Origin of the sequence: Streptococcus sp. AM43-2AT, assembly GCF_003603405.1 — a bacterium.
Classification (GTDB): Bacteria; Bacillota; Bacilli; order Lactobacillales; family Streptococcaceae; genus Streptococcus; species Streptococcus ilei.
The window spans coordinates 96863-116986 of sequence record NZ_QTND01000001.1; the positions used below are offsets into that span (position 1 = coordinate 96863).

A 20124-nucleotide genomic window follows, 5' to 3' on the forward strand; every position below is an offset into this window, starting at 1 on the left:
GGAAAATGATATAATTTTAAGTGCTATGACGACGAATGTTAAAAGAAAATATGCTGTCGTGGACCTGGAAGCAACCAGTGCAAGCAGCAATGCAAAAATAATTCAAATCGGGATTGTCATCATTCAAGATGGGCAGATTGTAGAGACCTATGAGACAGACGTCAACCCGCATGAACAACTAGACGAACATATTCGCCAACTGACGGGAATTACCAATCAGCAACTAAAAAAGGCTCCTGATTTTTCACAAGTGGCCAGACAAGTTTACGAAATGATTGAAGATGCTGTCTTTGTTGCTCATAATGTCAAATTTGATGCCAATCTCTTGGCAGAATCTTTGTTTTGGGAAGGATTTGAGCTCACAACACCCCGGATCGATACGGTTGAATTGGCTCAAGTCTTTTTCCCAACCTTAGAAAGATACAATTTAAGTAGCTTATGCGAAGAATTAGCGATCCCCTTGGACCATGCTCATTCAGCTATATCAGATGCCCAAGCAACCGCCCAGCTCTTTCTTAAGCTTCGTGAAACGATTGCTTCCCTACCAAGAGAATTGGTGGAAACCTTGCTGTCATTTTCTGATAATCTAATTTACGAGTCGAGACTCTTGATGGAGGATGCTTTCGAGGATACGGTAGCTTTTCATGGTGAGGACTTGACCTCCCGTCATGGGATTTTTCTTCGTAAGCCCCTTATCAGGAGAGATGCTAAGAATTTTTCTGATCAGTTTGATATTAATATCCAGTTAATGGGGATGGAAGCCCGCCCCTTGCAGAAAGAGTTTGCTCAGGCCATCGAAGAAAGTCTTCAGTCCTCTAGAGATGTAGCCACCTTTGTTGAGGGTCCTACTGGGATTGGAAAAACCTATGGCTACCTCCTTCCTTTACTAGCGCATACAAAGGACCAGATTGTTGTTAGTGTTCCGACCAAGGTCTTACAAGACCAAATCATGCAGCAGGAAGCAAAGATGATTGAGGACGTTTTTCAGACCTCTTTTCATAGTTTAAAGAGTCCTCAAAATTATTTAAAACTAGATGCCTTCTATCGAATTTTGCATGAACCTGAGGAAAATCGCCTCTGGAATCGGTTCAAAATGCAATTATTGGTCTGGTTGGCTCAAACAAGGACAGGTGATCTAAACGAAGTGGGGCAGCTTCATCGCTACGGGAATTTTGTTCAACGGCTCCGTCATGATGGGAACCTATCAAAAAAATCTTTATTTTACACAGAAGATTTTTGGCGTCTCGGTCAAGAAAAAGCCAAAATGAGCCGAGTCGTGCTTACCAATCATGCCTATCTATTGACTCGTTTAGAGGACGATCCTTCATTGGTAGAAAATCGAACCCTAGTGGTGGATGAAGCACAAAAACTTTATTTTTCATTGGAGCAGTTTTCAAGGGCTTCCTTATCACTATCTGATTTCATGCTAGATCTGCAGCGTGAGATAGAAACAGAAAAATCCTTGTTGAAACGGCGAATTCTTGAAAGTCTCCAATTTGAATTAAATGCCATCCTCAAACATCTTGAATCAGGCAACAAAAAGATAGAGCTGGGAGCAGAACAGGTTCAAAAGATTCGCCAGGATTTATCTGAACTAGATAGTCCAGTTTTAGCGGAATTAAAAACGGTCTTTGACCCTCGTTTTCAAATTTTTTGGATTGATCGGACACAAGAGGACCAGCATCCGATTATTCGACTGCAGTCTGGAAGAGAGGGCTTGGTTTCGCTACAAGACTTTATTCCGACGACCACCAGACTTCTTTTGGTCTCAGCTACCTTATCGATTAGTAAAAAGGTCAATCTAGCTTCGATTTTAGGAATTGAGAACTACCAATTCATTGGAAAAGAACTATCCTATCATCAAGGTCAGATCATCTTCATCGATCGAGAATTTCCTGATTTGACCAACCTGACTCAAGAGGAGTTAGCAATCTCTTTAGCACGATATTTGAATGAACTAGCAGCTACTGGCTTGCCTCTCTTTGCCTTGTTTACTTCCAAAGACTTACTTCTAGCAACTTCACATCAGATGACAGTGAGTCATCTGGCTCAGTATAAAAATGGCGAAGCGGCAAATATTAAACGGCGATTTGATAGAGGGGAAGCTTCCGTTCTATTAGGATCCGGTAGTTTTTGGGAGGGAGTCGATTTTGCCCAGCAAGCAAAAATTATTCAAGTCATTCCTCGCATTCCTTTTGATAATCCAAGTGATTTTTTCGTACAAAAGCTACATGAAACCTTGCGTCTAGAAGGGAAAAATCCTTTTTATGATTATAGTTTGCCACTAGCTATCTTACGCTTAAAGCAGGCTCTTGGACGCTCGAGTCGTTCGAGCGAGCAAGAATCTCTGGTTATTTTATTAGATCAACGCTTATTAAACCGTCAATATGGCTCGCAGATTCAAGCCAGTTTAGAGAAAATCGCTCCTCTTGTCATCGCTAAGACTGGAGAAATAAGAGAAGTTGTTGAACAATTTAGGAGTTGAAATGAATAAAAAATCTAATTGGAGCCAGTATCTTCCAGGCCTTATGATTGCAGTTTTTTCAGCAGGACTATCTATGGTATTAGGAAAAGCAGTGCCTATCCTTGGCTCTAGTCTCTTTGCCATCTTATGTGGCATCCTTTTGAATGCTAGCCAAGTCTTGCCTCAAACGAGTAGATCGGGTCTATCCTATTCAGGGAAAAAACTCTTGCAATATTCGATTATCTTGATGGGCTTAACCTTGTCCTTTCAAAAGGTGACCAAATTGGGCCTGTCTTCTTTGATCGTTAGTTTACCGACCATCAGTATTGCCTTTCTCTCGGCTTTTGCAGTGGGCTACCTTTTAAAAGCTCCAAAGATCTTAACGACCTTGGTTGGAATGGGGACAGCAATTTGTGGAGGCTCTGCAATCGCGGCGGCTTCCCCTGTTCTAGAAGCTGATGAAAACGACATCGCTCTGTCCATGTCGACCATCTTTTTCTTCAACATCCTAGCGGTGTTCCTCTTTCCTTTCTTTGGTCACCTTCTTGCGATGACAGATCGGCAATTTGGTTTTTGGGCAGGAACGGCCATTAATGATACTTCATCTGTTGTAGCGGCGGCATTTTCCTATAGTAAAGAAGCTGGTGAAATTGCGACTGTTGTCAAGCTAACACGGGCCTTAATGATTATTCCAATCTGTTTTGGGATGCTGGGGCTAAAGCTTCTAGGACGGATGAAACAGGATCGAGAAGGGAAGCAAGTGAAACTAAGTAAAATCGTTCCTTGGTTTATTTTCTACTTCCTTTTGGCCTCTTTAGTTGCCTCCTTTGGCTGGTTTCCAAGCTCATGGATCCCCTTCTGTAAATGGTTATCACACTATTTGATGGCTATGGCCTTGGTTGGCATTGGAAGTCAAGTGTCTATTCAAGCCTTTCGCAAGCAGGGGGTAGCTCCTCTTTTTATTGGCCTTGTTGCCTGGGTAGCTGTATCCATTTCTAGTCTGCTACTTCAATACTTTTTAGGAATCTAAATGAAAGGGAGATGAAATGAAGAGACGTCAGTCTTTCAAACTTAGAGGAGATTTCTCCTTGATCACCACTGTTTTGTTGTTATTGGCATTTGGAGTGGTGGCAGTCTACATTGCAGTTTCAAATGATTATCCGGACCTGGTTTGGCCCATTTTAGGACAACAGGTTGCCTGGATTATTTTGGGCTGTATGATTAGTTTTATCGTCATGCTTTTTAATACAGAATTTTTATGGAAAGTGACGCCTTATTTGTATGTCTTAGGCTTGGTCTTAATGGTTTTGCCCCTTTATTTTTACAACCCAAACTTGGTTGCTTCGACTGGTTCTAAAAACTGGGTAGCCTACAAGGGGATTAGCCTCTTTCAACCATCAGAATTTATGAAAATTTCTTATATCTTGATGGTCTCTCGTTCGATTGTTCATTTTTTACGAAACAATAGGGAAGAAGATCGAACGCTAAAAAAAGACTTTTTTCTAATTGTACAAATTGCGGCCTACACCATACCAGTTCTTGGACTCTTGGCCTTTCAACATGATTTTGGAACTTCCTTGGTATTTATGGCGATTTTCTCAGGAGTCGTCCTCATTTCAGGGGTCTCCTGGAAAATCATTTTACCAGTCTTTTTAACCCTCGTAGGTGGGATCGCTCTCTTTTTGGCCGTCTTTCTATCAAACGGTGGGCGAGCTTTTCTCCATCAAACTCTGGGGATGCCTACCTATCAGATGAATCGTATTTTAGCCTGGTTGAATCCTTTTGACTATGCTCAAACTATGACTTTTCAACAGGCTCAAGGACAGTTGGCAATCGCAAGCGGTGGTTTATTGGGGCAAGGCTTTAATGTGTCCAACCTGTTGATCCCTGTCCGAGAGAGTGATATGATTTTTACGGTCATTGCGGAAGATTTTGGATTTGTAGGAGGTTTGGTTCTTCTCCTCTTATACATGTTTTTAGTCTATAAAATGTTGCGGATTACTCTGAAATCCAATAACCAGTTTTATACTTATATCTCGACTGGGTTTATTATGATGTTAGTCTTCCACATATTTGAAAATATTGGGGCTGTAACAGGAATATTGCCTCTAACTGGAATTCCCTTGCCTTTTATCTCACAAGGGGGATCAGCTATTGTTAGTAACCTCATTGGGATTGGCTTGTTGTTATCGATGAGCCATCAAAATCGGGTAAGTGAAGAACGAAAAAAAGAAAGTCGACTATTGAGGCAAAAACAACTCAGTCGACTACACGAGAAAGGAATCATTTGATATGGCAAAAGTAGCAGTTATGTTAGCAAGTGGGTTTGAGGAAATAGAAGCCTTGACCGTTGTCGATGTCTTGAGAAGAGCAGAAATCGAGTGTCAGATGGTTGGATTTGATCAAGAAGTGACAGGTTCTCATGGCATCACAGTGAAGGTAGATGAGGTCTGGTCCGGTTCATTGGATCATTTTGATGGCATTGTCCTTCCAGGAGGGATGCCTGGTGCGGCGAATCTACGCGACCATGAAGGCTTGATTCAGTCTTTAAAAGAAGCCCATGAACAAGAAAAAAGTCTTGCGGCTATTTGTGCAGCTCCGATTGTGTTGGATCGGGCAGGCCTGCTAGATAAAAAACACTACACCTGCTATGATGGCTTTGAAAAAGAAATTGGAACAGGACACTATGTGAAAGAAGCGGTGGTTCAGGATGGTCACATCTTGACCAGTCGGGGCCCTGCAACGGCACTTGCTTTTTCTTATGCACTGGTCAACCATTTTGGTGGAGATGCAGCAAAATTAAGAGAAGGCATGCTCTATCAAGATGTTTTTGGAACGTCGGCACCTTAGATGGTGAGAAGAAAAATGAAGGTAGAAATTTCCTGCCTTCATTTTTTTATCGTCTGGATTTCTTAAAATATAAATGCTTTTTGAATGAAAGTAAAATAGGAGGGAGAAGACTGTAAAAAAACCGTGAAAACATTGACTTTACAAGCAATTTTTCGAAAATTATGGTATAATTGAAGCTATGGATTATCATGATTTTATATGGGATCTTGGTGGGACTTTATTGGACAATTATGAGACCTCTACAAAAGCTTTTGTAGCGACCTTACAGTATTTCCAAAGGGAGGCTGATCATGATTCTGTTTATGCAGCTTTAAAGGTTTCAACGGCTTATGCTGTTCAGCAATTTGCCTCAGACTTTCCAGACTTTTTGGGAGAGTATAAAAAGCGAGAGAAGGAAGCTCTTGAAATCCCCTGCTTATTCGAGGGGACTGAGGAGTTATTGGATCGTCTGACAGCAGACGGAGCCCGTCATTTTTTGGTTTCTCACCGTGACCATCATGTAGAGACCATCCTAGAAAAAACAGGGATTCGTCATTACTTTACAGAAGTAGTGACAGCTGATGACGGTTTTCCACGTAAACCAGATCCTACTTCCATGTTGTATTTAAAAGACAAGTATGCAATTGAGTCAGGCTTGGTGATTGGAGATCGCCCGATCGATATTGAAGCTGGCCAGAGAGCTGGCATGGCGACCTATTTGTTTGACTCAATGGATCAATTAAGTGCCTATATTTTTAATTAGAAAAGGGAAAGAATGACAGAAGAATTGAAACAAGAAACGACTGGCCAAGAATATGATGCCAGTCAGATCCAGGTTTTAGAAGGTTTAGAAGCAGTTCGGATGCGTCCGGGGATGTATATCGGATCCACTTCTAAAGAAGGTCTTCACCATTTGGTCTGGGAAATCGTCGATAACTCTATCGATGAGGCCCTTGCTGGCTTTGCTAGCCATATCGAAGTCTTTATCGAAGCTGATAATTCGATTACAGTCATCGATGATGGACGGGGAATTCCGGTTGATATTCAAGAAAAAACAGGCCGTCCGGCAGTAGAAACTGTCTTTACCGTTCTCCATGCAGGAGGAAAATTTGGCGGTGGTGGTTACAAGGTTTCTGGAGGACTACATGGAGTTGGGTCATCCGTCGTAAATGCCTTGTCGACTCAGCTAGATGTACACGTCCATAAGAATGGCCAAATTCATTACCAAGAATACAAACGCGGTCAAGTCGTTGCAGATCTTGAAGTGATCGGTGAAACAGATCGAACTGGTACTACAGTCCACTTTACTCCAGACCCAGAAATTTTCACAGAAACAACTGAATTTGATTTTGAGAAATTGAACAAACGGATTCAAGAGTTGGCTTTCTTGAACCGTGGTTTACGGATCTCGATTACAGACAAGCGTGAAGGCCAGGAGCAAACGAAAGATTACCACTATGAAGGTGGGATTGCTAGTTATGTAGAATACATCAACGAAAACAAGGATGTCATCTTCGAAACTCCGATTTATACTGATGGCGAAATGGATGATATCACGGTTGAAGTGGCTATGCAGTATACGACTGGTTATCACGAAACCGTCATGAGCTTTGCCAATAACATCCATACCCATGAAGGGGGAACTCATGAGCAAGGTTTCCGTACAGCCTTAACCCGTGTTATCAACGACTATGCTCGTAAGAATAAACTTCTCAAGGACAATGAAGAGAATCTCACAGGGGAAGATGTTCGGGAAGGATTGACAGCCGTCATTTCTGTCAAACACCCAAATCCACAGTTTGAAGGACAAACCAAGACCAAACTTGGGAACTCTGAAGTGGTGAAGATTACCAACCGTTTGTTCAGCGATGCCTTCTCTGATTTCTTGTTGGAAAATCCGCAGATTGCCAAGAAAATTGTTGAAAAGGGAATTCTGGCTGCCAAAGCGCGTGTTGCTGCTAAGCGAGCCCGAGAAGTCACCCGCAAGAAATCTGGTTTAGAAATCTCAAACCTCCCTGGTAAATTAGCAGACTGTTCATCTAACAATCCAGCTGAGACAGAACTCTTCATCGTCGAAGGAGATTCTGCCGGAGGATCTGCTAAATCAGGTCGGAACCGGGAGTTCCAGGCAATTCTCCCTATTCGTGGGAAAATCCTCAACGTGGAAAAGGCTAGCATGGACAAGATTTTAGCCAACGAAGAAATTCGTAGTCTTTTCACAGCTATGGGAACCGGTTTTGGTGCAGAATTTGATGTATCAAAAGCCCGTTATCAAAAATTAGTCATCATGACGGATGCCGATGTCGATGGAGCTCATATTCGAACCCTCCTCCTAACCTTGATCTATCGCTATATGAAACCCGTTTTGGAGGCTGGCTATGTTTATATCGCCCAACCACCAATTTATGGTGTAAAAGTCGGTAGTGAGATCAAAGAATACATTCAACCAGGAGTCAACCAAGAAGCAGAATTGGCTGCGGCTTTAGAACGCTATTCTGAAGGTCGCTCCAAACCAACGATTCAACGATACAAAGGTTTGGGTGAGATGGATGATCATCAGCTCTGGGAAACAACTATGAACCCAGAACACCGCCTCATGGCTCGTGTAACAGTGGATGATGCAGCAGAAGCAGATAAAATCTTTGATATGCTCATGGGAGATCGAGTAGAACCTCGCCGTGAATTTATCGAAGAAAATGCCGAATATAGTACACTTGATGTATAAAATTCTGCGATATTTGCCAATTATTCGAATATTTATGATATAATAACTACGATTACTTTCAAGTAATTTAATGAAGGAGTTTTTATATGTCTCGTGGACTAATTATTCTCATTATTGTCATTGGGGTCCTTTTGGTTTTAGGATATGTAGTGGCAGTCTTATTGAGAAAGCGTAACGAAGCCTTACTAGCAGCACTGGAAGAACGAAAAGAAGAGTTGTATAACCTTCCGGTAAATGATGAAGTAGAGGCTGTGAAGAATATGCATTTGATTGGTCAAAGTCAAGTTGCATTTCGTGAATGGAATCAAAAATGGGTGGACCTATCCCTCAATTCTTTTGCTGATATTGAGAACAACCTCTTTGAAGCAGAAGGCTACAACAATTCTTTCCGCTTTTTAAAAGCCAAGCAAGCAATTGGAAATATTGAGAGTCAGGTTCAATTAATTGATGAAGATATCAAGGCCATCCGTCAAGCTTTATCTGAATTAAAAGAAAAAGAAGAAATGAATAGCGGTCGAGTTGTTCATGCCTTGGATATGTTTGAAAACTTGCAAAAACAAGTGGCTTCTGATCCAGATGCGTATGGCCCAGCGCTTCCCGAAATTGAGAAGCAATCTGAAAATATTCAAGTTGAGTTTTCAAAATTTGTAACCTTGAATTCATCAGGTGACCCTGTTGAAGCTGCTGAAATTCTTGACACAGCAGAAAACCATATTGTAGCCTTGACTCACATTGTTGAAAAAGTTCCTGCAATTGTGAAGGATCTACAAACAACTCTTCCTGACCAATTGGAAGATTTGGAATCTGGTTATCGCAAACTATTGGAATCTGGTTATCATTTTACAGAGACCGACTTGGAAGCACGTTTCCAACAACTGCATGCGGCATTGAAAGCCAATCTTGCCAATGTTGCTGCTCTTGAATTAGATAATGCACTCTATGAGAATGAGCAGATTCAAGAAGAAATCAACGCCTTGTATGATATTTTCACTCGTGAAATCGAATCACACAAAGTGGTTGAAAAATTGGTCAAAGCATTACCAGGTTACCTTGCCCATGCTAAGGAAAATAACAAGAGTTTAGCAGAAGAAGTTGAACGTCTCAGCAAAATATTTGAAAGCAAAGTACTCAAGGAAAATCACTTGAAGGAGTTAGAAGCTGAATTAACAGCTCAAGAGCTTGTTGTAGAGGATGCCTTGAATGATACATCTGAAACTCAAAAAGCTTACTCTATTCTTCAAGAAGAGTTAGAAGCGATTGAAGAACGTCTGAAGGAAATTGAAGATGATCAAATTGCACTGAGCGAAACCTTGTCTAAGATTGAGAAAGACGATACGAATGCTCGTCAAAAGGTAAATATCTACGCTAACCGTTTACATGCTATTAAGCGCTACATGGATAAGCGTAACTTACCTGGAATTCCTCAATCCTTCCTTACTATCTTCTTCACTGCAAGTGATAACACAGAAGCTCTCTTGGCTGAGTTAGAAGGTCGTCGTGTCAATATTGAAAACGTCAATCGTCTCCTGGATATTTTGACCAACGATATGACAGAGTTAGAGGAAGAAACTTATAAACTGGTACAATACGCTACTCTAACAGAGCAGTTGCTTCAATACTCAAATCGTTATCGTTCCTTCGATGATCATGTCCAAGCAGCTTTTGATGAAGCCTTGTACATTTTTGAAAAAGAGTATGACTATCCTGCTTCATTCAAAGTCATTTCAGAAGCATTGGAAACAGTAGAACCAGGAGTAACAGAGAGATTTGTTAGCTCATATGAAAAAACAAGAGAATCCATCCGATTCTAATCCAAAACATCCAGGAGAATATTCCTGGATGTTTTTTTATGGAGATAAGATGTGATGGGAAATACCAACATAGAAAGAGATAAAGGAGGTGACTCCATGAAAATTTTAATTGCTCCAGATTCATTCAAAGAGTGCCTACCCGCGAAAGAAGTAGCGGAAATGATTGCGGAAGGCTTGCGACAGTCTATTATCGATGTAGAACCGATTACTTGTCCTATTGGAGATGGAGGGGAAGGGACAGTGGATGCCATCCGATACTCGTTAGACTTGATGGAAACCTTTGCCCTTGTTACAGGTCCATTTGGAAAGCCGGTAGAAATGCGGTATGTGGAGAAGGAAACTATGGCTCTCTTTGAAGTAGCCGACTTGATCGGCTTAGGAAAAATTCCAGTTGATCAACGTCATCCACTTGACATAGAGACCCGAGGAATTGGAGAACTGATCTGTTATTTGATCAATAAAGGAAAAAAGGATATTTATATCGGGGTTGGAGGAACAGCCACCAATGATGGTGGGCTTGGTCTTGCAGTAGGTCTAGGCTATCAATTGTATGATAGAGAAGGAAAGCAATTGAAGGCCTGTGGACAAAGTCTTTTAAAGTGTGATTCCATCCGTAAAGAGAAAGCGATAAAGATTCCAGAGGATGTCCAGATACATATCTTAGCAGACGTGTCGAACCCTCTATGTGGACTAGATGGAGCAACCTATATTTTTGGAAAACAAAAGGGGCTTAGCCCCACTATGTTTGATAAAGTGGATCAAGCTATTTACAGCTTTTATGAAAAGAACTGTCCTAGTGTGTTGACCCAAGCAGGGATGGGAGCTGGTGGTGGCCTTGCGGCAGGTCTCTGTGCCTTCGCGCATGCAAGGATTGTTTCAGGAATTGAAACTTGTTTAGAGCTAATCGACTTTGACTCCAAGGTAGCAAATGCAGACTTGGTCATTGTCGGTGAGGGGCGACTGGACCATCAAAGTCTATCAGGAAAAGCTCCGATAGGAGTTGCGAGACGAACCCCAAAGGGAATCCCTGTCATAGCTATTTGTGGAAGTCTTGCAGATGATTTACCAAGTCTCCCATTTGAAAATATAGTCGGAGCTTTTTCCATAACGAAACACCCTGATAGTTTAGACCAACTTCTGAAGAACGCAAGGGAAAATCTTCTCTTTACAGCTAGAAATATTGGAAATCTATTAAGCATAGAAAAAAGCGGTTAAACCGCTTTTTTCTATGTAATCTTTTGCTATTGATATAAATGCCTAGGGGACAGTCATGATCAACCAAACCATTTCTTCCAAAGAGAAGGTTTGCTCGGTTTCTTTTCTTCCTCCCAGAGATCTGCAAAAGCAGAGCGAAGGTCCTTGTCAGTAGTGGTCACTGGTGCATCTGTATGTATCACGAGCCCAAAAGGAGAGGAGTCATGCTCTTCCGAAACAATGGTAGCCTGGCAACCGAACTCTTTTGCTTGTTTTAGATAGCTCAATTGGACGCTAGAATCAACATTTGGGGAGATTTTTACAAAGAGAGGGTCAGCTTGCTCACTGAAGCTTTTAAGCACCTTCAAAAAGCCCTTTTGAAGCTGAGGACTGTTGCTTGTTCTTAAATCAGCATACCCTAGGACGCGCTCTTCAAAAGTACCTAGAAAGCGACGTTGTTCATCAGGATTTAATTTTAAGCCACCGTGGGCCTTTTCCATAATTTCTTTAGATAGATCAGTCATAAGAATAGTATATCATACTTTAACTACAAAATGACAAACGAATGGAGCTGGATTTCAAGATAAAGAAAGCGATTTCTTGCTAAAGTTAAGGAAAATCTGCACAAAGATAACGTTTTTTCTTGAAAAACGCGTATTTTTAAGGTATCATAGAGGTGTAAAAAATTTAAACTCAAAGGAGAGTAAGAAATGTCAATTATTACTGATGTTTACGCTCGCGAAGTCCTAGACTCACGCGGTAACCCAACACTTGAAGTAGAAGTTTATACTGAATCAGGTGCTTTCGGACGTGGTATGGTTCCATCTGGAGCTTCTACTGGTGAACACGAAGCGGTTGAACTTCGCGACGGTGACAAATCTCGTTACGGTGGTCTTGGAACTCAAAAAGCTGTTGACAATGTAAACAACATCATTGCTGAAGCAATCATCGGTTACGATGTTCGTGATCAACAAGCTATTGACCGTGCAATGATCGCTCTTGACGGTACTCCTAACAAAGGTAAATTGGGTGCGAACGCAATCCTTGGTGTGTCTATCGCTGTAGCTCGTGCTGCTGCTGACTACCTTGAAATCCCACTTTACAGCTACCTTGGTGGATTCAACACTAAAGTTCTTCCAACTCCAATGATGAACATCATCAACGGTGGTTCTCACTCAGATGCTCCAATCGCTTTCCAAGAATTCATGATCGTACCTGCTGGTGCGCCTACATTCAAAGAAGCTCTTCGTTGGGGTGCTGAAATCTTCCACGCTCTTAAGAAAATCCTTAAATCTCGTGGTCTTGAAACAGCCGTAGGTGACGAAGGTGGATTCGCTCCTCGTTTCGAAGGAACTGAAGACGGTGTTGAAACAATCCTTGCTGCGATCGAAGCTGCTGGATATGTACCAGGTAAAGACGTATTCATCGGATTTGACTGTGCATCATCAGAATTCTACGATAAAGAACGTAAAGTCTACGACTACACTAAATTCGAAGGTGAAGGCGCTGCTGTACGTACTGCTGCAGAACAAATCGACTACCTTGAAGAATTGGTTAACAAATACCCAATCATCACTATCGAAGATGGTATGGATGAAAATGACTGGGACGGATGGAAAGCTCTTACTGAACGTCTTGGTGGAAAAGTTCAATTGGTTGGTGACGACTTCTTCGTAACAAACACTTCATACCTTGAAAAGGGTATCGCAGAAGGAGCAGCTAACTCAATCCTTATCAAAGTTAACCAAATCGGTACTCTTACTGAAACATTCGATGCTATCGAAATGGCTAAAGAAGCTGGTTACACTGCCGTTGTATCACACCGTTCAGGTGAAACTGAAGATTCAACAATCGCTGACATCGCAGTTGCAACAAACGCAGGACAAATCAAGACTGGTTCACTTTCACGTACAGACCGTATCGCTAAATACAATCAATTGCTTCGTATCGAAGATCAACTTGGTGAAGTAGCTGAATACCGTGGATTGAAATCATTCTACAACTTGAAAAAATAAGCTAGTTTACTAGACTAAAAAGATCCTTGAGTTTTCTCAAGGATCTTTTTTTGCTATCGAGCTAAACAAAAAATTCTCAACCAAGTGGTTGAGAATTTTAGGGATTAGAATAAACCTTTGATTTTATCAACAGCACCACTTACTAGATCGTTTCCAGCAACAAGAGCTTTTGCTTGTTCTAAGTAGTCACCAAGGTTATCCTTGTTGTCATCGATAAATTTTTTAGCTGTATCGAAATCTTTCTTTTCGATCATTTCTTTGACTTGGTTAAACAAATCCATTGGGTTCATGAGTTTTCTCCTATAACCTATTTATTATTATCACTATTTAATCATTTTTTAACTAAACTAGCAAGCGTTTTGATTGTTAGTTGAAGAGGACACAAACCGCCTCTGGGACATGGAAATCATGGCTCAATTCAGTCAATCGACCACTCGCTTTATCGCGTTTAAAAACAGTGGAATTGTCTGAATCTTGATGAACTGCAATGAGATATTCTTGGTCCGGACTAAGAATGAAATCACGTGGATTGAGTCCATTGGTTGGAACGATTTCTAGAAGCACTAAGCTACCATCTGCCAAGATTTCATAAACTGCAATGGAGTTATGGGCACGATTTGAGGCATAGAGGAATTTCCCATCCTCTGAGAGGCGAATAGCAGCGGCCCATTTTTGACCTTCATAATCTTTAGGTAGGGTTGAGATGGTTTGGAAATGTTCAAAGTAGCCAAGTCCATCATAGAAAAGGACATCGATGGTGGCGTTTAATTCGTTAATGAGGTAGGCGGTCTTGTAATGAGAATGGAAAATGATATGACGCGGACCAGCACCTGGAGCTGTTTGATAGGTTTGAGTCTTCGTTAGTTTTCCAAGATCATCGACTTGATAGACCACTACTTGATCGGTACCCAAATCACAAGTGATGAGTAGCTTATCGGGAGTGAGATCTGCATAATGAACATGGGGACTCGCTTGGTTTTCGTGAGGTCCAGAACCCTGATGAGTCGCTTGGTCGACAAAGGTTAAATGGCCATCTTCATGGATGCGATAAGAGAGAACTTGTCCCTTGTGATAGTTAGCTCCATAGACCAACCCCCTGGCTTCATCAACAGAGACATAACAGAGGGGCGCCCCTTCCTCGACCACATGATTGATTAACTGGTGATCAGGACTAAAGCTTGCAATGCCGCCAAGACCTTGCTCCGCACCCACACTGTATAAGAAACCAGCTTTTGAAAAAGCGAGATAGGTTGGGTTTGGCTCTTGAGCAACTAGTTCTAAGTCGCTAAGTTGACCAGTTCTTTCATCGAAGGAAGCCTTATAAATTCCTTTAGAGTCTCGTTTGGTATAGGTTCCGAAATAAATATCTTGCATCACATGCACCTCGACTTTGTGGATAGCTCCATTATATCAGAAAAGAAGGGGATGGAAAACGATTAGGTGAAGGATTGACAAGCTAAGCATTAAAAAAAAGCTCACATTTCAGCTATATCGTGAAATTATGGACTAAAAATGCTAAAATAAAGACAGATTGAAAACGAAGGAGATTCCCGTGGAACATAAAGAAAAAGATTTTAGTTTATCCTGGTTTTTTAAATGGTTTGTAGATAATAAAGCCATTACTGTTTTTCTAGTAACCTTACTGATGGGATTGAATATTTTAGTTCTCAGCAAGATTAGTTTTATTTTTACACCCCTGTTAGAGTTTGGAGCAGCAGTCATGCTACCAGTCATTATTTCAGGGCTCCTCTATTATTTGTTAAATCCAATCGTGGACTTTTTGGAAAGGCACCGAGTCAAACGGATTATTGCAATTTCCATCGTCTTTATTTTGATCGCGCTTCTCATTTTATGGGGCTTGGCTGTCGCTATTCCAGCTATTCAACATCAAGTTCTTAGTTTTATGAAGAACCTGCCAGATTACTTGGAAAAGGCCAATAGGACCATCGATGATGTCTTAGACAACAAAGTGTCGCCAGAAATCAAGCCTCAGCTGGATGAATGGACCAGCCAATTGTCGCAGAATATTACCAGTTGGGCGAGTTCTTTTTCCGCCCGAGCAGTCAACTGGGTCAGCAATCTGATTACTGTCGCCTCTCAGGTCATTATCGCTTTGATTATTATGCCTTTTATCGTCTTCTATCTTTTGAGAGATGGAAAGAACTTAAAAGGGCAAATCATCCGTTTCTTGCCAACCAAGATTCGTAAATCTGCAGACAAAGTACTGTCTGATGTCAATACACAATTGGCTAATTATGTCAGAGGTCAGATTACTGTTGCTATCATCGTAGCTTTAATGTTTATTCTTCTGCTTAAGATCATTGGGCTTCGTTACGCTGTGACACTCGGTGTAACCGCTGGTTTTTTGAACTTGATACCATACTTGGGCAGCTTCTTGGCCATGCTCCCAGCCTTAGTCTTGGGGTTGGTGGCAGGACCAGAGATGTTTGTCAAAGTCGTCATTGTCTTTATTGTTGAGCAAACAATCGAGGGACGTTTCGTTTCCCCACTTGTCTTGGGGAGTCAGCTCAATATCCACCCAATCACGATTCTGTTTGTATTGATTACTTCTGGCTCTATGTTTGGAATCTGGGGAGTCTTCTTAGGAATCCCGGTTTATGCTTCGGCTAAAGTAGTCATCAGTGCTCTATTTGAATGGTATAAAGAGGTCAGTGGTTTGTACGAAAAGGACGAAGTTGAGGAAATTCAAAGTGAAGAATAGTCAAAAAATTCTAGAAGCAATTGAGAAACAAGAGCTAGATCGTCTGCCAGCTTATTTGGATAAGGCTTTGCTAGAAGATGATCCAGCTACCTTGTTAGAATTGGGACAATATTTTGAAAGTATTGGTTTTTACCCAGAAGCCAAGCAAACCTACTTGCATCTGAGAGATGATTATCCAGAGGTCTATCTGAGTCTAGCCACTATCGTAGCGGAAGATGGACTAATGGAAGAAGCCTTTGCTTATTTGGAAGAAATCCCGGAAAGTTCGGAATGGTATCTAGCCAGTCTCTTAGTCAAGGCAGACCTCTACCAAAGTGAGGGCTTGGCAGATGTGGCTCGAGAAAAACTGATGGAAGCAGCGACTCTTTCAGATGACCCTATTATTCAACTAGGCTTGGCAGAGATTGATTTAGAACTTGAAAATTACCAAGAAGCCATTCAAGAGTATGCTCAGTTAGACAACCGTCTCATTTTAGAAGAAACGGGCATTTCCACCTACCAGCGGATTGGCTATGCTTATGCCAATCTGGGTCGGTTTGAGTCTGCTATTGAGTTTTTAGAAAAGGCCTTGGAAATTGAGTTTGATGACCAGATTGCCTATGAATTGGCAACCCTTCTCTCTGACCGAGAAGAGTATCAACGTTCTCTGATCTACTTCAAGCAGATTGATACACTGTCGCCAGACTTTGAAGGGTATGAATACGGCTATGCCTTGGCTCTTCAAGCTGAAAATGACCGAGAAACAGCGTTAGCAATAGCAGAGCAAGGGATCCAAAAGAATCCTTTTGACGCTTATCTCCTCCTTCTAGCCTCCCAATTGGCCTACGAGTTGCACCAGCCAGAAAAAGCAGAGAAGTATTTGTTAGAAGCCAAAGAAGTTGCTGAGGATCTTGAAGATATCGCCCTTCGTCTGACAACTCTTTATCTGGAACAGGAACGTTATGAAGACGTCCTTGAATGGCAAGAAGTGGAAGTGGAAAATGTCGTCACCCGTTGGAATATCGCTCGTGCCTTGGTAGCACTCGAAGAGGTTGAAAAAGCGGCTCCGATCTATGAAGAGCTCTACCCAGATTTGAAAGAAAATCCAGAGTACTTAGAAAGCTATAGTTACCTCTTGAGAGAGTTGGGACAAATCGCAAAAGCCCGGGAAGTGGCAGAAGGCTATTTGCAGCTAGTCCCAGATGATGGGCAAATGCAAGCTTTCTATGAGAGCCTGTTAGAAGATTAACTACTTGACCCTTGAAGGGCGGGAATCAGAACAAGTGTGCATCCTTGTTCTGGCCCGCTCTTTTTTAATCAGTCTTTTCTGTCATTGTCCTTGAGAATGTGGTATACTGGAAGGGCTGAAAAGAAGACAAGATGAATGAGGGAGAAGATAATGGAACCGGTGAAATTGTTTCAATACAATACCTTGGGGGCTTTGATGGCTGGTCTCTATGGAGGATCCTTTACCATTAAAGAATTACTAGAGCATGGAGATCTTGGAATTGGGACCTTGGACTCCATTGATGGCGAACTGATTGTCTTAGATGGCAAGGCCTACCAAGCTAAGGGATCAGGGGAGGAGCCAGAGATTGTGGAAGTGGCCCCGGATGCGACAGTCCCTTATGCGGCTATCGTTCCCCATCAGGCCGAAGTGATTTTTCGTCAGCGCTTTGAGATGACAGATGAGGAATTAGAGGCTCGCATTGAATCTTATTATGATGGCGAAAATTTGTTTCGTTCCATCAAGATTCACGGTGATTTCGCCAAGATGCATGTGCGTATGATTCCCAAATCAACTTCAGACACCAAATTTGCAGATGTGGCGACCCATCAGCCTGAATTTACGCGAGAAAATGTTACAGGAACTATTGTTGGTTTTTGGACACCAGAGATTTTCCATGGGGTCAGTGTAGCAGGCTATCACCTTCACTTTATCTCAGATGACCATACCTTCGGAGGTCATGTCATGGATTTTGTTATCAAAGAAGGGATTGTTGAAGTTGGGGCCATTGATCAATTGGATCAACGTTTCCCTGTCCAGGATCGCCAATATCTCTTTGCTAAGTTTAATGTTGACCAGGTCAAAGAGGATATCAATAAAGCAGAATAAAAGGTTGAGCGTCGCTCAACCTTTTAAAATGTAGACAAAGTTATTTTACATATAAGAATCTTAGTATGCTTAAAAAATGAGGTATACTTTGAGGTTCATTCAAACATACACTGAAACTTTTTATCATCAATATGAGAAAAGCTGGGACAAAAGTCCCAGCCCCTTTTTTATTATTCATTTATACGCATGGATTTAATTTTTTCTTCTTCAGGAGTGACCCGTAGTGTTTTCTGACCAGTATAGGTTACAAAGCCAGGTTTTCCTCCGGTCGGTTTGTTGAGTTTTTTGATTTCAATCATGTCGACTTGAACTAGATTAGAGAGTCGTCCCCTAGAGAAATAGGCCGCTAGCTCAGCTGCATCTGTCTTGACCTCATCTGAAGGATTGAGGTTACCAGTAATAACCACGTGACTACCTGGAATATCCTTGGCGTGGAACCAGAGTTCATCTTTCTTAGCCATCTTAAAGGTCAATTCTTCGTTTTGAAGATTGTTTCGGCCGACCAAGATAATGGTTTTTCCGTCAGAAGCTAAATACTTCTCTGGTTTTTTGCGTTTGTGGATCTTTTCTCGGTTGCGTCGTTTGATAAAGCCTGTTTGGATCAGCTCTTCTCGAATCTCGGCGACTTCAGAAAGGCTTGCTTGGGCTAGAGCTGTTTCGACTGTTTCCAGGTAGGAGATGGTTTCCTTGGTTTCCTGGATGAGAGAGGTCAAATGTTTAACAGCTTCTTTTAACTTCTGGTAACGCTTGAAGTAGCGTTGCGCATTTTGACTGGGGGTCAAAGCCTTATCCAAGGCAATGGTTATAGGTTGGTTGGTATAGTAGTTGTCCAAGGTGACCTGATCTTGATCATTTGGGACTTGATGGAGGAAGGTGGTGAGAAGCTCCCCTTTTTGCCGGAAGTCTTCGGCATTTTCAGTCGCTGCCAGTTCGGCTTCCTGTTTGGCCAACTTTTTCCGGTTTTTTTCTAGTTCATTGTCCACCTTGCGAATGAGTTCTCCAGCTTGTTGTTGGACCCGGTCGCGCTCGGCCTTGTCTAAGTAATAGTGGTCGAGGAGATCCGATAAGGTCTCAAAGGTTTCCTCCTGGCTATCAGCAAAAGCGAGAGCAGCAAAGGATTTTTTCGTTAGACGAGGATCTGTTGGAGCTTCAAAGAATGCTCGGAAGGTTTTTAGTTTTTCTCCAGTTTCTAATCGACCGGCCAATTCTTGAGCAGTATCTCGACCAAGCCCTTGGAAATGGGTTTGAAGGTTTTTAGGTGTCAACTCTTCCCGGTGGAGAAAGGCGAATAATGCTTCGTCCTTGATTGTAAATGGGTTGACCGCCTCCGTTTTTGGAGGAGCTAGATAGGTCGAGCCTGGCAAGATAGTCCGGTAGCTATTTTGAGAGAAGCCAACATGTTTGATTGCTTCGATAATTTTTCCAGTTGCCTTGTCCAGAAGAATGATATTGCTGTGCTTGCCCATGATTTCAATAATCAAAGTCACAGAGATATCATCTCCAATTTCATTTTTATTAGAGACAGCGATTTCTAAGATGCGGTCATTCTCCACTTGCTGGATCTGCTCAATGACTGCTCCTTGGAGATACTTGCGCATGACCATGATAAAGGTATTGGGGAAGGCAGGATTCTCGAAGTTGGTCTGGGTCCGTTGGATCCGTCCAAAAACAGAGTGAGAAGAAAGCAAGAGTTTTTGATTCTTGCGGTTGCTACGAATTTGTAAAACCAACTCTTGTTCAAAGGGTTGGTTAATTTTTTGGATGCGACCATTTAAGAGTTCGCTTTGTAATTCATCCACCATATGGTGTAAAAAAAATCCATCAAAAGACATGGGTTTCCTCAACATTCTAGACTAGTTCTAGTAAATTATATCAAAAAAGTGGCTGAAAACCTAGGAAGAAGAAGGACAAACATTTTGCAAAAACAACCTCACTAGGAAAAGAATTTCAGGAAATGCCGAACGTTTTCAAAAAAAACATAAAAAAGTATTGACAAGGCTTACAGAAACATTTACAATGGATTCAATTAGAAAAGTAGTAAATGAAAATTTATTAGAGAGCTCACGGTTGGTGGAAGTGGGTAGTGGACATTTATGAAATTGGACTAATGATGAGATGAATTTGAAACAATAAAAATTCGGTCGGCACACCTTATCGTGCAACTTGTTGCTAGACAAGACAGAGATGTGGGAGGAGTTTATCCATTTTCCCATAAGTGAGGTGGCACCGCGATGACACGTCCTCACATAGCTTTCGCTATGTGTGGGCG

The 20124-nt window shown here is 41.7% G+C and carries 16 protein-coding genes; 12 read left to right on the plus strand and 4 right to left on the minus strand.

Annotated elements, in window-relative coordinates:
• Positions 1-25 precede the first annotated feature (25 nt).
• The 8 genes from DW930_RS00465 (at position 26) to DW930_RS00500 (ending at position 11044) form a co-directional block, all read left to right on the plus strand.
• Positions 26-2485 carry a bifunctional DnaQ family exonuclease/ATP-dependent helicase gene (locus tag DW930_RS00465; protein ID WP_123159038.1) on the plus strand — a complete coding sequence of 820 codons (2460 nt, stop codon included), beginning with the start codon at positions 26-28 and terminating at the stop codon, positions 2483-2485.
• Position 2486: 1 nt separating this feature from the next.
• On the plus strand, positions 2487-3494 hold the full coding sequence (locus DW930_RS00470; RefSeq protein ID WP_123159039.1) for a putative sulfate exporter family transporter: 1008 nt from the start codon (positions 2487-2489) through the stop codon (positions 3492-3494).
• 16 nt (positions 3495-3510) lie between these two features.
• Positions 3511-4755, plus strand: a complete 1245-nt coding sequence (locus tag DW930_RS00475) for an FtsW/RodA/SpoVE family cell cycle protein (RefSeq protein WP_123159040.1) — start codon at positions 3511-3513, stop codon at positions 4753-4755.
• 1 nt (position 4756) lies between these two features.
• Positions 4757-5314, plus strand: a complete 558-nt coding sequence (locus DW930_RS00480; protein WP_123159041.1) for a DJ-1 family glyoxalase III — start codon at positions 4757-4759, stop codon at positions 5312-5314.
• A gap of 178 nt (positions 5315-5492) precedes the next feature.
• A complete protein-coding gene (locus DW930_RS00485) occupies positions 5493-6056 on the plus strand; it encodes an HAD-IA family hydrolase (RefSeq protein WP_123159042.1) in 564 nt (187 codons plus the stop codon).
• Between the two features lie 12 nt (positions 6057-6068).
• Positions 6069-8018: a DNA topoisomerase (ATP-hydrolyzing) subunit B gene (gene gyrB / locus DW930_RS00490; RefSeq protein WP_023023814.1), complete on the plus strand. Its 1950-nt coding sequence runs from the start codon at positions 6069-6071 to the stop codon at positions 8016-8018.
• 86 nt (positions 8019-8104) lie between these two features.
• Entirely contained in the window at positions 8105-9829 is a 1725-nt protein-coding gene (ezrA, locus tag DW930_RS00495; protein WP_023027062.1) for a septation ring formation regulator EzrA, read from the plus strand.
• 96 nt (positions 9830-9925) lie between these two features.
• Entirely contained in the window at positions 9926-11044 is a 1119-nt protein-coding gene (locus DW930_RS00500) for a glycerate kinase (RefSeq protein WP_023027061.1), read from the plus strand.
• Positions 11045-11103: 59 nt separating this feature from the next.
• Here the strand turns inward: DW930_RS00500 and DW930_RS00505 are convergent, their stop codons facing one another.
• Positions 11104-11547, minus strand: a complete 444-nt coding sequence (locus DW930_RS00505) for a DUF1694 domain-containing protein (protein ID WP_023027060.1) — start codon at positions 11545-11547, stop codon at positions 11104-11106.
• Positions 11548-11733: 186 nt separating this feature from the next.
• On the opposite strand from DW930_RS00505, the gene eno reads away from it, so the two are divergent.
• The gene (eno, locus tag DW930_RS00510; RefSeq protein WP_000022824.1) at positions 11734-13038 is read left to right on the plus strand and encodes a surface-displayed alpha-enolase; all 1305 of its coding nucleotides are present in this window, start codon (positions 11734-11736) and stop codon (positions 13036-13038) included.
• Between the two features lie 104 nt (positions 13039-13142).
• On the opposite strand, the gene DW930_RS00515 is transcribed toward eno, so the two are convergent.
• The gene (locus tag DW930_RS00515; RefSeq protein WP_123159043.1) at positions 13143-13328 is read right to left on the minus strand and encodes a hypothetical protein; all 186 of its coding nucleotides are present in this window, start codon (positions 13326-13328) and stop codon (positions 13143-13145) included.
• 76 nt (positions 13329-13404) lie between these two features.
• Positions 13405-14415, minus strand: a complete 1011-nt coding sequence (locus tag DW930_RS00520; protein ID WP_207801593.1) for a lactonase family protein — start codon at positions 14413-14415, stop codon at positions 13405-13407.
• Between the two features lie 175 nt (positions 14416-14590).
• Here DW930_RS00520 and DW930_RS00525 point away from each other — a divergent pair, with 175 nt between their 5' ends.
• The 3 genes from DW930_RS00525 (at position 14591) to budA (ending at position 17855) form a co-directional block, all read left to right on the plus strand.
• On the plus strand, positions 14591-15760 hold the full coding sequence (locus DW930_RS00525; protein ID WP_048691022.1) for an AI-2E family transporter: 1170 nt from the start codon (positions 14591-14593) through the stop codon (positions 15758-15760).
• Positions 15750-16988, plus strand: a complete 1239-nt coding sequence (locus tag DW930_RS00530) for a tetratricopeptide repeat protein (RefSeq protein ID WP_023027056.1) — start codon at positions 15750-15752, stop codon at positions 16986-16988. Before DW930_RS00525 ends, DW930_RS00530 begins: the two co-directional genes overlap by 11 nt.
• Positions 16989-17123: 135 nt before the next feature.
• Positions 17124-17855 carry an acetolactate decarboxylase gene (gene budA / locus DW930_RS00535; RefSeq protein ID WP_023027055.1) on the plus strand — a complete coding sequence of 244 codons (732 nt, stop codon included), beginning with the start codon at positions 17124-17126 and terminating at the stop codon, positions 17853-17855.
• Between the two features lie 170 nt (positions 17856-18025).
• On the opposite strand, the gene DW930_RS00540 is transcribed toward budA, so the two are convergent.
• Positions 18026-19687, minus strand: coding sequence for an NFACT RNA binding domain-containing protein (locus DW930_RS00540; protein WP_123159045.1), 1662 nt, complete (start codon positions 19685-19687; stop codon positions 18026-18028).
• Positions 19688-20124: the final 437 nt, after the last annotated feature.